This window comes from Methylobacterium sp. WL120, assembly GCF_008039465.1.
Lineage (GTDB): Bacteria > Pseudomonadota > Alphaproteobacteria > Rhizobiales > Beijerinckiaceae > Methylobacterium > Methylobacterium cerastii.
This window is the reverse complement of sequence record NZ_VRUT01000144.1, coordinates 1-12,197: the sequence shown is the minus strand read 5'-3', so window position 1 is coordinate 12,197 and position 12,197 is coordinate 1. Positions and strand designations below refer to the sequence as shown.

Genomic DNA, 12,197 nt, shown 5'->3' with positions numbered 1-12,197 from the left:
GCCTGCGGCTGCGGCGCGACCTGGAAGTGCAAGCCGCGGATCGTCCCCTTGGGCGCCGAGAACGACTGGTTGTCCTGCACGAACGCGCAGGTGATGCCGGCCCGCGCCCGCCCCCAGATCGCATGCGGCATCGCCATCGGCATCACGCCGCGCAATGCCTCGCGGCCGCTCCCGTCCCGGTCCCAGGCCAGGGCGAAGGCGATGGCCCGGCCGCCGGACTGATGCCGGGCCGCGCTCAGCAGGTAATCCGGGTCGACCCGCGGATCGGTGATCGCGTTGCGCGTCATCAGCGCCCGCCAGGCGGCGACCGCGCCGTCGTCGACGGTGCCGGCGCGGCGCAGGTCCACGCGCCAACCTTCGGTGGCCGCCTCGGTGGCGGTCGAAACCGGGTGGACGTCCACCGCCGCGTCGGGCTGGGCCTGTCCGCCCTGGATCACCGTGAAGCCGTGCGTCATGGCACCTGCGTCCCGCCTTGGCTACGAATCGTCCCGATCCGGGACGTTCGGGCCCCCTCGGGTGCCCTTCGACAGGCTGGTTTCAAGGATGGTGCCGCGGGCTCCGTCATACCAAATCCGGTCGATCCCTTCGGGATGGCGGATTTGGGCTTCGCTCAAGCGCCGCGCAGGCTTGCCTGACACGGCCTCCGCTTCGATTGCGCGGAGGCCGTATCAGCCGCCGGGAATCGCCAGCGGGTTGTTCGTCAGCGCCGCCGCATCCGGCGCGTCGATCCGCGGGCGGCCGAGGAAGGCGTCCCAGAGGCTGACGACGAAGGCCGGATCGAGGTCGCGGACGATCAGCACCAGGCGTGAGGTGCGGTCGTCGTCGGGCCAGGCCGGCAGGGTGACGGGGGCGTGCACCACGTGCTGGACGCCGTGGACCACCACCGGCCGGTCGGGGTCGTCGGCGATCGCGACGAGGCCCTTGAGGCGCAGGAGCTTCGGGCCGTGCCCGCCCCGCAGCAGATCCAGGAACATCTCGAACGCCGGGCGCGGCACCGGCGCGTCGCTGGTCAGCGAGAAGGCGCGGATCGCCGCGTCGTGCCGGTTCACGTCGTGGGCGTGGCCGTCCGTCTCGGGCACCGCGCCGAGCCAGGCGCGCACGTCGGCGGCCTTGCCGTCGAGGCCGAAGAAGCCGCCGAGCAGCGTCGCCGCCGGCACGTCGGGCGGATCGATCGGCGCGGACGGGTTGAGGGCGGCCAGCCGCGCCCGCAGAGGCGCGGTGTCCCCGGCCAGATCGGCTTTCGCGAGCACGATCCGGTCGGCCACCGCGGCCTGTCGCATCGCTTCCGGGTGGTCGTCGAGCGTCGCGGACCCGTTGACGGCGTCGACGACGGTGACGACGCCCTGCAGCCGGTACCGCATCACGAGATAGGGATGGTAGATCAGCGCGTGCAGGATCGGCGCCGGGTCGGCGAGCCCGGTGGTCTCGATCACCACCCGGCGGAACGGTGTGATCCGGCCGTTGTCGCGCTTGCGCAGCAGGTCTTCCAGCGTCGCGATCAGGTCGCCGCGCACGGTGCAGCACAGGCAGCCGGCGCCGAGCAGGACCATGTCCTCGGTGACGCCCTCGATCAGCAGGTGGTCGAGGCCGATCTCGCCGAACTCGTTGACGATGACGACGGTGTCGGCGAGCGCCGGGTCCCGCAGCATCCGGTTGAGCAGCGTGGTCTTGCCGGCTCCGAGGAAGCCGGTGAGCACGGTGAGCGGGATCGGGTCCGGTCGGCGGGGGGCGTCGGTCATGCGTCCGGCCTAGCGCGGCCGGGCGGCGGGCTCAATCGCTGAGGCCGATCACTCGTCCGCGGTCGCAGCGGACTTCGCAGCGGACGACTTCGCAGCGGACGACTTGGCAGCGGACTTTGCCCCGCCGGGCTTGGCCTTCGCCGTCGGCTTGGCGGGCGTCACCTTGGCAGATGTCGGCTTGGCCGGCGCAGGTTTGCCACCCTTCTGGGTCGCCGTCGTCGCCGGCTTGGTGTGGGCCTGCGTATGCTTGGCCTCCGGCATGCCGGACGCGTCGACCGCGGTGTAGGCGCTGGCGGAGCGGGGCACGCCGCCGGCGACGGCAGGCTTCGCCTTCCCCTGCGACTTCGCCTCCGACTTGGCCTCCAAGGCCGCGGCCCGCTTCTGCTTGGCCGCCTCCAGCGCCGCCTCGCGCTTGGCCTTGGCGGCCTCGAGCTTCGCGGTGCGGCTCGAGGCGGCGGCGGCCTTCTCGGCCTCGGCCTGCTCGTTGAGCATGATCTGCCCCTCGGCCGGGTCGCGACCGATCCAGACCAGGATCGGCTGCAGCGGCGCGCGCGGCGGCAGGGTCCGGTTCCGCGCGGCCGCGCCGTTCAGCGTCGCCAGGGTCAGCGCGGACGAGGACAGGCCAGCGGCCCCAAGGAACTGCGCGCCGGCGCTGCCGGCCGCGCCGGCGATGGCGCCCGGGCCTTCGTCGATCGGCATCGGCTTCTTGCGGTCGCAGATGTAGGGCCGCATGTCGGGCGGCGCGCCGATCGACGAGGCCGGCATCGCGTCGAGGGTCTGCGCGGTCCAGCCGGCGGACTGGCCGAAGCCGTAATCGAACAGGTCGGCGGCCTTGAGGTCGCGCTCGCGCGCGCTCGGGCTGCCCATCACGATGGTGAGGATGCGCCGACCGTTGCGGTTGGCGCTCGCCACCACGTTGAAGCCGCCCGCGCAGATGAAGCCGGTCTTCATCCCGTCGACGCCGGCGTAGCGCCCGAGCAGGCCGTTGTGGTTGGCCATCACCGAGCGGCCGAACTGAATCGCCGAGATCGAGAACAGGTCGTGCGAATCGGGGAAGTCGCGCAGCAGCGCGCGGCCGAGCACCGCCATGTCGCGGGCCGAGGTCCATTGCCGGGGATCGGGCAGACCGTTCGGGTTGTACCAGCGGCTCTCGCGCATGCCGATCTTGCGCGCGGTCTCGTTCATCATGTCGGCGAAGCCGTCGACCGTGCCGCCGAGCGTCTCGCCGATCGCGAAGGCCACGTCGTTGGCCGACTTGACCATGATGATCTTCAAAGCGTTGTCGAGGGTGAGCTGCGTGCCCGGCTTGAAGCCCATCTTCGAGGGCGGCTCGGCGGCGGCGGCGGCCGAGATCGTGATCATCGAATCGAGCGAGACTTTGCCCTGCCGCACCAGGTCGAGGGCGACGTAGGTGGTCATCAGCTTGGTGATCGAGGCCGGGTACCAGGGGTCGGTCGCCCCTTGCGCGTAGAGCACCTTGCCGGAATCGACCTCCACCACGAGCACGGGTGCGGTCACGGCGTCGGCCGCCTGCGCACCGAGGAGGCCGGCGAGCGTGGCGAGCCCCAGGGAGAGGCGCCTCAGAAAACGGTTCGACATCGACCCCGACTCAAAGCAATGGAACGCCGCGCCGGCACCGGGCCCGGTGCCGTCCCTCTCGCGGCTGCGAACAAGGGCCCATGGATCGCCGGCCGTTCAACGCGGGCACCGTGGCAAGAGCATGGCGGAGCCTCAGCGTCTCGGCAGGCCCATGGCTGAGCTTCGCGCCTCGGGACACCGATGTGGCGTTGCGGCACGCGGACGCCTATGTGCTGTCGCTCGACGACCTTTTGGAACGGGACGGGGTCCGCGCCGACGGCGCGCGGGCACGGCGGGGCGATGGCGTACGCGGTCAAGGAACTCTTCCACACGCTTCAGGGCGAGGGTGCGCAGGCCGGGCGGGCGTCCGTGTTCTGCCGGTTCGCCGGCTGCAACCTGTGGTCCGGCCGTGAGGCCGACCGGGCCGAGGCGGTCTGCCGGTTCTGCGACACCGCCTTCGTCGGCACCGACGGCGAGGGCGGGGGCAAGTTCGCCACCGCCGACGACCTGGCCGACCGGATCGCGCAGACCTGGAAGGGCGGTCCGCACGGGCACTACGTCGTCTTCACCGGCGGCGAGCCGCTGCTGCAGCTCGATCCCGCCCTGATCGCGGCGGTCCACGCCCGCGGCTTCGCCATCGCGGTGGAGACCAACGGAACGCTGGCGGCGCCCGAGGGGATCGATTGGATCTGCGTCAGCCCCAAGGCCGGCGCCCCCCTGGTGCAGCGGCACGGCGACGAGTTGAAGCTGGTCTTCCCTCAGGCCGACCTCGCGCCGGAAACCGTCGCCGACCTCGACTTCCGCCATCGCTGGCTTCAGCCGATGGACGGCCCGGACCGGGTCGCCAACACCGGCGCGGCGGTCGCCTATTGCCGGGCGGATGCGCGCTGGCGGCTCTCGCTCCAGACGCACAAGATGATCGGGATTCCGTAGCGGGCGCGCTGGAGCCGCGAAAAGTCCTCGCGTCTTGACAGCCATGAGGAATGCCTGGAAGCCCGCTCGATGCGTCCGAGACGGACGCCGTCGCGTGGGCGACGGCGCGGTCGGGCGCTGAGCGCATCACCATCGGAGAGCGTGCGATGGACGTGATCGAGACCCGGCTCGCCGGGGTGATGCGGGTGAAGCCGAAGCGCTTCGGCGACGCCCGCGGCTGGTTCTCGGAGACGTTCCGCGTCGACGCGCTGGCGCGGGCCGGCATCACCTGCGCGTTCGTGCAGGACAACCAGTCGTTCTCGGCGCCCAAGGGGACGATCCGCGGCTTGCACTTCCAGGTCGCGCCGCAGCCGCAGGCCAAGCTCGTGCGGGTGCTCTCCGGGGCGATCCTCGACGTGGCGGTCGATCTCCGCCGCGATTCTGCCACCTACGGTCAGCATGTGGCGGTGACGCTCGATGCGGAGGGCGGCGAGCAGCTGTTCATCCCGCACGGCTTCGCCCACGGGTTCTGCACCCTGACGCCCGACACGATGGTGGCCTACAAGGTGGACGCGTACTACAGCCCGGCCCACGACCGCGCCCTGGTCTGGAACGACCCCGAGGTCGGCATCGACTGGCCGGTCTCGGCGGCGGAGGCGATCCTGTCGGACAAGGACAAGGCGGCGCCGCGCCTGTCGGACCTCGGACCGGTGTTCTGAGGACCCGTCTTGCGACGACCGTCGACGCATTCAAGGAAAGGCCTGCCATGCGCATTCTGGTGACCGGAGGTTGCGGCTTCATCGGCTCCGCTCTCGTGCTCCATCTCGTGCGCGACCTCGGCCACGCCGTGCTGACGCTGGACGCGCTGACCTACGCGGCCAACCCGGTCTCGCTGGACAGCCTCGCCGAGGATTCCCGCCACCGCCTTGTCGAGGCCGACATCTGCGACGCGGACGCGGTGCGCGCGGCCTTCGCAGACTTCGCGCCGGAGGCGGTGATGCACCTGGCGGCGGAAAGCCACGTCGACCGCTCGATCACCGATCCGGGCGCCTTCATCCAGACCAACGTCATCGGCACGCAGGTGATGCTGGATGCCGCGCGCGGCCACTACGAAGCGCTGCCAGCGGAGGCGAAGGCGCGGTTCCGCTTCCTCCACGTCTCGACGGACGAGGTCTACGGCTCGCTGCCGCCGGACGCGTTCTTCACGGAAGGCAGCCGCTACGATCCGCGCTCGCCCTACTCCGCCTCGAAGGCGGCCTCCGACCACTTGGCGCGGGCCTGGCACGAGACCTACGGGCTGCCGGTGCTGGTGACGAACTGCTCGAACAATTACGGGCCGCGCCACTTCCCGGAGAAGCTGATCCCGCTGATGATCCTCAACGCGCTCGAAGGCCGCAAGCTGCCGGTCTACGGCGACGGCCTGAACGAGCGCGACTGGATCCACGTCGAGGATCACGCCCGCGGCCTCGTGGCGGTGCTGGAGCGCGGCCGGGTCGGCGAGACCTATCTGCTCGGCGGCCGCGCGGTACGCAACAACCTCGCCGTGGTGAAGGCGCTCTGCGCCGCCTTCGACCGGCTGCGGCCCGAGGGCGCCCCGCACGAAAACCTGATCAGCTTCGTCGCCGACCGTCCCGGACACGACCGGCGCTACGCGATCGATCCGAGCAAGGCGGAGGCCGAAGTCGGCTGGGCGCCGTCCAAGACCTTCGAGCAGGCCTTGGAGGAGACCGTGCGCTGGTACCTCGACAACGAGGCCTGGTGGCGCCCGATCCGCGAGGGCCGCTACACCGGCGAGCGCCTCGGCCTGGCGCCGAGCGAGGGCGCACCCACGACAGGCAAGGGCGCCTGAATGGACATCCTCGTTCTCGGCGGCGCCGGGCAGGTCGGCACCGAGCTGCAGGCCTACGCTTGGCCGGAAGGCGTCACGGTGCACGCCCCCGACCGCGCCGCCCTCGACATCACCGACGCCGATGCCGTCGCCCGCCTGCTGGCGGAACGTCGCTTCGCGGCGGTGATCAACACGGCCGCCTACACCGCGGTCGACAAGGCCGAATCCGAGCCGGTTTCGGCCTGGCGCCTCAACGCCCTGGCGCCGGCGATCCTGGCCGCCGAGACGGCGCGCCACGCGATCCCGCTGGTGCACGTCTCCACCGACTACGTCTTCGACGGCACGCGCCCCGGCGCCTACCGGCCCGACGACCTCATCGCCCCGCGCAGCGTCTACGGCGCGAGCAAGGCCGGCGGCGAGCTGGCGGTGCGGGCCGGCAACCCGCGCCACGCGATCCTGCGCACCGCCTGGGTGGTGAGCCCGCACCGGGGCAACTTCGTGAAGACGATGCTGCGGCTCGCGGCCGAGCGCGACCGGCTCACCGTGGTCGACGACCAGCACGGCTGCCCGACCTCCGCCGCCGACCTCGCCGCGGCGCTCGCCGTGGTCGCCCTGCGCATGGCGGACGACGCGAACGCGCCGACCGGCACCTTCCACTGCGTCAACGCCGGGACGACCACCTGGCACGGCTTTGCGCAAGCCGTCGTCGCCGGCAGCGTGGCACGCGGCGGGCGCGAGGTGTCGGTCGCCGGCATCCCGACCAGCGCCTACCCGACGCCGGCCCGGCGCCCGGCCAACTCCGAGCTCTCCACCGAGAGCCTGACAACGGCCTACGGCATCGCGATGCGGCCGTGGCAGCAGGCTCTCGACACCATCCTCGACCGCCTGATCGGGCCGGTTTCAACGGAGGCGTCCCGATGAAGGGCATCATCCTGGCCGGCGGCTCCGGCACGCGGCTGCACCCGGCCACGCTGTCGATCAACAAGCAGCTGCTGCCGGTCTACGACAAGCCGATGATCTACTATCCGGTCTCGGTGCTGATGCTCGCCGGCATCCGCGAGATCCTGATCATCTCCAGCCCGGAACACCTCGACAACTACAAGCGCCTGTTCGGCACCGGCGAGCAGTTCGGCTTACGCTTCTCCTACGCGGTCCAGCCCAAGCCCGAGGGGCTGGCGCAGGCCTTCATCATCGGCCGCGACTTCGTCGGCGACGACGACGTGGCGCTGATCCTCGGCGACAACCTGTTCTTCGGCGCCGGCATGAGCGACCTGCTGGCGCGCGCCGCCGAGCGCAAGGCCGGCGCGACGGTGTTCGCCTACCACGTCGAGAACCCGCAGGCTTACGGCGTCGTCACCCTGGACGCGGCCGGGCGCCCGTTGCGCCTGGTCGAGAAGCCGACCGAGCCGGAATCGACCTGGGCGGTCACCGGCCTGTACTTCTACGACAACCAAGTGCTCGACATCGCAGCGGCCGTGAAGCCGTCGCCGCGCGGCGAGCTCGAGATCACCTCGGTCAACGAGGCCTACCTCGCGCTGGGTCAACTCCACGTCGAGAAGATGTCCCGCGGCTACGCCTGGCTCGACACCGGCACCCACGACAGCCTGCTCGAAGCCTCCGAGTTCGTGCGTACGATCCAGAACCGGCAGGGCCTGCAGGTGGCATGCCTGGAAGAGATCGCGTTCGAGCGCGGCTTCATCGGCCGCGACCAGCTCGTCGCCCGCGGCGAGCTGTTCAAGAAGACCGCCTACGGGCAGAACCTCCTCAGGCTGGCGCGCGAACACGCGGCAGAATGAACCGCCGCCCGGGCGGGCGCTATTTCGGGCTGCAGCCGATGCAGATGCCGCGCATGAGCTGGTCGTCCTGCTTCTCGTTCGGCGTGCGCGTCCGGCGGTCGTCGGCGGTAGCCGCGCCGGCCCCGGTCGAGGGCGGCATGGTCCGGCCGACACGCGAGGTGTTCGGCGCCGTCACCGTCGAGGCCGCGCCGCCGCCGGTCCCGGTCTCGGCCTGGGCGAGGGCTTGCCCCGCGAGGAAGACTTGCCCCGGGAGGAAGCCTTGCCCCGGGAGGGACGACGCCAGAGCGGCGGCGAGGACGAAGACGGAAATCGGGCGGGTTCTGGACATCGTGCGCTCCTTGGTCCCGGCGTAACGCGGCTCGCGGCGCGGCGGTTCGACCTGTCGTGCGCCTCGTTCGCGTCCAACCTTTGCAGTCGGGCCTGCGCCGCCGTATCAGGACCCGCCTTCGCTGCGTCGCGAAGCGCCGACGCCCGCCGAGCCCGCACGCCGAACTTCCGGAGCCGACACCGCGATGCGGGAACCGAACGCGATCGACTTCTGGCGGGGGCTCGCCCTCGTCACGATCTTCATCAACCACGTCCCCGGCAACACCTTCGAGCGCTACACCTACTCGCAATACGGCATCTCGGACGCGGCCGAGCTGTTCGTGTTCCTGGCCGGCTGGTCGATCGGCATCGCCACCCGCGGCCGCGACGGCACGCCCGAGCCGCGCCTGCGCTCGGTCCTGCGCCTGCTGTCGCGCACCATCGAGGTCTACCGGGCGCAGCTCGCCGTGATGGTGATCGCGCTGGCGATGATCGCCGGCACCGCGCTGGTGTTCGACAACCCGCTCATCCTCGAATGGCACAATGCCGGCGGGTTCTTCGCCGACCCGATCCAGACCGTCGTCGGCATGGTCCTGCTGACCCACCAGCTCGGGTTCTTCAACATCCTGCCGCTCTACGTGGTGCTGCTCGGGATCGCGCCGGCCTTCGTGCTGATCGCCCGGCTGAACCGTCTCCTGGCGCTGGGGCTCTCGGTCGGCCTCTATCTCGCCAGCTTGGTCGAGGAGTGGAACCTGCAATCCTGGCCCGGCCAGGGCGACTGGTTCTTCGATCCGTGGTGCTGGCAGCTGCTGCTCGTGCTCGGCTTCGTGCTGCAGGACTGGAACCGCACCTCGGGCACGCTCCGGCTCTGGTCGCGCCGGCTGTTCCCCCTCGGGATCGCGATCGTTGTGCTCGGGATCGTGCTCTCCGTGCTGGAGATCCGGCCCGATCCGATGCTGGTGCCGGACCCGCGACTGCTGTTCACCTTCGACAAGACCTACCTGACGCCGGCACGCCTGTTACATTTCGTGGGCGTCCTTCTCGCGTTCGGCCCGGTCTACGGTATCATCGCGCCTCGGATCCCCTTGATTGTCGGGTATCTTGCGGGCTTGGGCCGGAATTCCCTGGCCGTGTTCTCCATGGGATCGATCTTGAGCCTCGGCGGCCAGCTCTTGCGGTTTCGGACCGGCGGCGGATTGGTCGTCGACATGATCGTGCTCGCCGTCGGCATCGTCGGCCTCGGCGCGACGGCGTGGTTCGTGGAATGGCGCGGCCGCAAGCCCCGGGTGGCGTCGTGAGGACAGGCGCGATGCACCGGATCGCCGTCGCATGGCTTCTCGCCCTGCTCGCGGCTTGGCCCGTTGCGCCTTGGCCGGTCGCGCCTTGGCCGGTCGCAGCTCAGGAGGCGCCCCGTGCGCCGGGCGTCCCGATGGTGGTGTCGCCGCCCTCCGGGGCCGGGAGCAAGGAGGCGGAGCCGGGCGATCCGAGCCTGTCGCCGGAATGCCGCGTCCCGGGCTCGCAGCTCTACACCCTGTCCCAGCTCCCGGCGGTGAAGGCGGCGTTGCAGAAGAACCGCCCGGTGCGGGTGCTCGCCATCGGCGGCAACGCCGCGCCCGGGGCCTCGGCGACCTATCCGGTCAAGCTCGAGACGGCGCTGGAGCGCGCGATGCCCAACGTCGACGTGGTGATGGAATATCGCGGCCTCCAGGGCGAGATCGCCTCGGGCGCGGCCGAGCGGCTGCGCAGCATGGTCGCCGACGTCGAGCCGGACCTCGTGATCTGGCAGGTCGGCACCCACGACGCCCTCGCCCGGGTCGAGCTCGACGCCTTCACCGACGCGCTCACCGAGACCGTGAAGTGGATCAAGTCGCACGACATCGACGTGGTGCTGGTCGACCCGCTCTACACCGCGAGCCTCGCGGCGGACGCCTACTATACCAGCATCGTCCAGTCGGTGCGCACGGTGGCGACGCAGGAGAAGGTGCCGCTGGTGCTGCGCTACGACGCGATGCGCTACCTCGCCGGGCGCAGCGACAAGGGCGAGGGCCACATGCTCGGCCAGCAGTTCCGCCTCAACGACCTCGGCCTGCGCTGCATGGCCGAGCACGTCAGCCGCGCGATCACGCTGTCGCTGCAGCAGCCCGAGGCCACCGGAACCGCGGGAGCGACGGCGCCGAAGCCCACCGGTACCGCGGGGGCGACGGCGGTGCCGGCGAGGCCCTGACGCCGGCAAAGCCGTGACGTTGGTAAGACCCTGACGTCGGTAAGACCCTGCCCCTGCCCCATTAACCCCGCCGCAACGGCGGCCGGGTTAGGGCTCGGGGCCGATCCGCGCGGGATCGAGGAGGCGGACATGGCGGCGGCGACCCTCGGCTCGGCCGTCCACCGCCTGCGCGCCGCCGCGACCGGCCCCGCCCGCACCGCCCTCGACGTGTTCGCGATCCGCATCGCCTCGGCTGGCTTCGCCTACGGCGCGCAGGTGCTCACCGCCCGGCTGATGGGCTGGCAGGAATACGGCATCTTCGCCACGGTCTGGGTCTGGACCGCGATGATCGGCCATTCGGTGACCCTCGGCCTGTCGCAGGGCGCCTGCCGCTTCCTGCCGGTGGACCAGGCCCGCGGCGACCTCGACCACGCCCGCGGCTACCTCGTGGCCGGCGCCGTCGCGATCGGCGCGGCCGCCCTCCTCGTCGCCGGGCTCGGAGCCGCGATCCTGACGCTGCGGCCCGATTGGGTCGCCGGGCCCTACCGGGCGCCGCTCCTCGTCGCCGCGCTGGTGCTGCCGCTGTTCGCGCTCCAGGACTTCCTCGAAGGCCTCGCCCGCAGCCAGAACTGGGCGGTGCTGGCGATCGCCCCGCCCTACCTCGTGCGCCAGACCGTGATGATGGTCGCGATGGTCGCCGCGATCCTGCTCGGGGCGCCCGCCCACGCCTGGGTCGCGATGGCCTGCATGCTCGCCGCCGCGATCCTGTCGGTGGCGATCCAGGCGACGCTCGTGATCGCGCGGATGGCGCGCACCCTGCCCAAGGGCCCGCGCCGCTACCGCTGGCGCCACTGGCTCGGCGCCAGCCTGCCGATCGCGCTGATCGACCTGGCCAACGCCGGCTTCACCTTCGTCGACGTGGTGGTGCTCGGCTTCCTGATGCCGCCCTCGGCGGTCGGCCTGTACTTCGCCGCGACCCGCATCCAGCAATTCGTGGTGTTCGTGCACTTCGCCGCCGTCGCCGCCACCGCGCAGCGCTTCAGCGCGGCGCATGCGGTCGGCGACCGGGCGACGCTGGCCTGGCTCGTGCGCCTGCAGGGCCGCGGCACCCTGGCGGCCACCGCCCTCGTGGCGCTCGCCGTCGTCGCCGCGAGCCCCCTGCTGCTGGCGATGTTCGGCCCGCAATTCTCCGACAGCATCCCGATCCTCGCCGTGCTCGCCGCCGGCAGCGTCGCCGCGAGCCTGTTCGGCCCGGGCGAGGATTTGCTGACCATGCTCGGCGGCGAGCGGCTCTGCGCCGGCATCACCCTGGCGATGCTGGCGGTGGCCGTCGGCGCCTGCCTGCTCCTCGTGCCGCATCTCGGGGTGATCGGCGCGGCGCTCGGGATGGCGCTGACCACGATCCTGCGCGCCGGCATCCTGGCGCTGGCGGCGCACCGCGTCCACGGCCTCTCGACCCCGGTCTGGACCGGCCTTTTCACGGCGAACCCGCGATGATCCCCGCCGTCCACATGCCCGCGATCGAGGCCGGCCCGTCCGACGCGCCGGATGCGGCCGCATGGGACGACCTGTTCGCGCGGGCGCGGGCGCCGCATCCGCACTACGCCCGCCACGTCGTCGCCGCGCATCAGCGCGCCGGCCTCGCCCCCGAGGCCCTGCGCTTCGTCACAATCCGCCGCGCGGGCCGGCTCGAAGCCGCCCTGCCCTACCGGCTCGCGCGCGACGTCAGCGCGCTCGGCGGCTGATGTCGCGGCCCTTGTAGTGGATCGCCCCGGCGGTCGGGCTGAGGAACTTGGTGAGCAGGTTGAAGCAGGTCGTCTTGCCGGCGCCGTTCG

General features: G+C 71.6%; 13 protein-coding genes and 1 pseudogene. 9 read left to right on the top strand and 5 right to left on the bottom strand.

Annotation, left to right across the window (positions count from 1 at the left end):
• From FV229_RS28220 to FV229_RS21225, 3 genes are all read right to left on the bottom strand, one after another.
• A partial coding sequence (locus FV229_RS28220; RefSeq protein ID WP_246688277.1) for a dTDP-4-dehydrorhamnose 3,5-epimerase family protein occupies positions 1-455 on the bottom strand: 455 nt, incomplete at its 3' end.
• Between the two features lie 213 nt (positions 456-668).
• On the bottom strand, positions 669-1,739 hold the full coding sequence (locus FV229_RS21230; RefSeq protein ID WP_147753864.1) for a GTP-binding protein: 1,071 nt from the start codon (positions 1,737-1,739) through the stop codon (positions 669-671).
• A gap of 48 nt (positions 1,740-1,787) precedes the next feature.
• Positions 1,788-3,338: a D-alanyl-D-alanine carboxypeptidase family protein gene (locus FV229_RS21225; RefSeq protein ID WP_147753863.1), complete on the bottom strand. Its 1,551-nt coding sequence runs from the start codon at positions 3,336-3,338 to the stop codon at positions 1,788-1,790.
• A gap of 279 nt (positions 3,339-3,617) precedes the next feature.
• Between FV229_RS21225 and queE the strand changes: the two genes are divergently transcribed.
• The 5 genes from queE to rfbA all read left to right on the top strand — a co-directional run bounded on the left by queE (position 3,618) and on the right by rfbA (position 7,853).
• The gene (gene queE / locus FV229_RS21220; RefSeq protein WP_147753862.1) at positions 3,618-4,250 is read left to right on the top strand and encodes a 7-carboxy-7-deazaguanine synthase; all 633 of its coding nucleotides are present in this window, start codon (positions 3,618-3,620) and stop codon (positions 4,248-4,250) included.
• Positions 4,251-4,396: 146 nt separating this feature from the next.
• Entirely contained in the window at positions 4,397-4,948 is a 552-nt protein-coding gene (rfbC, locus tag FV229_RS21215; protein WP_147753861.1) for a dTDP-4-dehydrorhamnose 3,5-epimerase, read from the top strand.
• 47 nt (positions 4,949-4,995) lie between these two features.
• Positions 4,996-6,078, top strand: coding sequence for a dTDP-glucose 4,6-dehydratase (gene rfbB / locus FV229_RS21210; protein ID WP_147753860.1), 1,083 nt, complete (start codon positions 4,996-4,998; stop codon positions 6,076-6,078).
• Positions 6,079-6,978: a dTDP-4-dehydrorhamnose reductase gene (gene rfbD / locus FV229_RS21205; RefSeq protein WP_147753859.1), complete on the top strand. Its 900-nt coding sequence runs from the start codon at positions 6,079-6,081 to the stop codon at positions 6,976-6,978.
• Positions 6,975-7,853, top strand: a complete 879-nt coding sequence (rfbA, locus tag FV229_RS21200; protein WP_147753858.1) for a glucose-1-phosphate thymidylyltransferase RfbA — start codon at positions 6,975-6,977, stop codon at positions 7,851-7,853. Before rfbD ends, rfbA begins: the two co-directional genes overlap by 4 nt.
• Positions 7,854-7,872: 19 nt before the next feature.
• Here the strand turns inward: rfbA and FV229_RS21195 are convergent, their stop codons facing one another.
• A complete protein-coding gene (locus tag FV229_RS21195; RefSeq protein ID WP_246686156.1) occupies positions 7,873-8,181 on the bottom strand; it encodes a hypothetical protein in 309 nt (102 codons plus the stop codon).
• A gap of 184 nt (positions 8,182-8,365) precedes the next feature.
• Between FV229_RS21195 and FV229_RS21190 the strand changes: the two genes are divergently transcribed.
• The 4 genes from FV229_RS21190 (at position 8,366) to FV229_RS21175 (ending at position 12,107) form a co-directional block, all read left to right on the top strand.
• On the top strand, positions 8,366-9,457 hold the full coding sequence (locus FV229_RS21190) for an OpgC domain-containing protein (protein ID WP_147753857.1): 1,092 nt from the start codon (positions 8,366-8,368) through the stop codon (positions 9,455-9,457).
• A gap of 131 nt (positions 9,458-9,588) precedes the next feature.
• Positions 9,589-10,383, top strand: a complete 795-nt coding sequence (locus FV229_RS21185) for a GDSL-type esterase/lipase family protein (RefSeq protein ID WP_246685555.1) — start codon at positions 9,589-9,591, stop codon at positions 10,381-10,383.
• A 129-nt stretch (positions 10,384-10,512) separates the two neighbouring features.
• Positions 10,513-11,859 (top strand): oligosaccharide flippase family protein, encoded by a 1,347-nt coding sequence (locus tag FV229_RS21180; protein ID WP_147753855.1) that lies wholly within the window; start codon positions 10,513-10,515, stop codon positions 11,857-11,859.
• The gene (locus tag FV229_RS21175; protein ID WP_147753854.1) at positions 11,856-12,107 is read left to right on the top strand and encodes a hypothetical protein; all 252 of its coding nucleotides are present in this window, start codon (positions 11,856-11,858) and stop codon (positions 12,105-12,107) included. The genes FV229_RS21180 and FV229_RS21175 overlap by 4 nt, the downstream gene beginning before the upstream one ends.
• On the opposite strand, the pseudogene FV229_RS21170 reads toward FV229_RS21175, so the two are convergent.
• Positions 12,103-12,197, bottom strand: a pseudogene (locus FV229_RS21170) (ATP-binding cassette domain-containing protein); the annotation flags it as partial. The gene FV229_RS21175 and the pseudogene FV229_RS21170 overlap by 5 nt on opposite strands.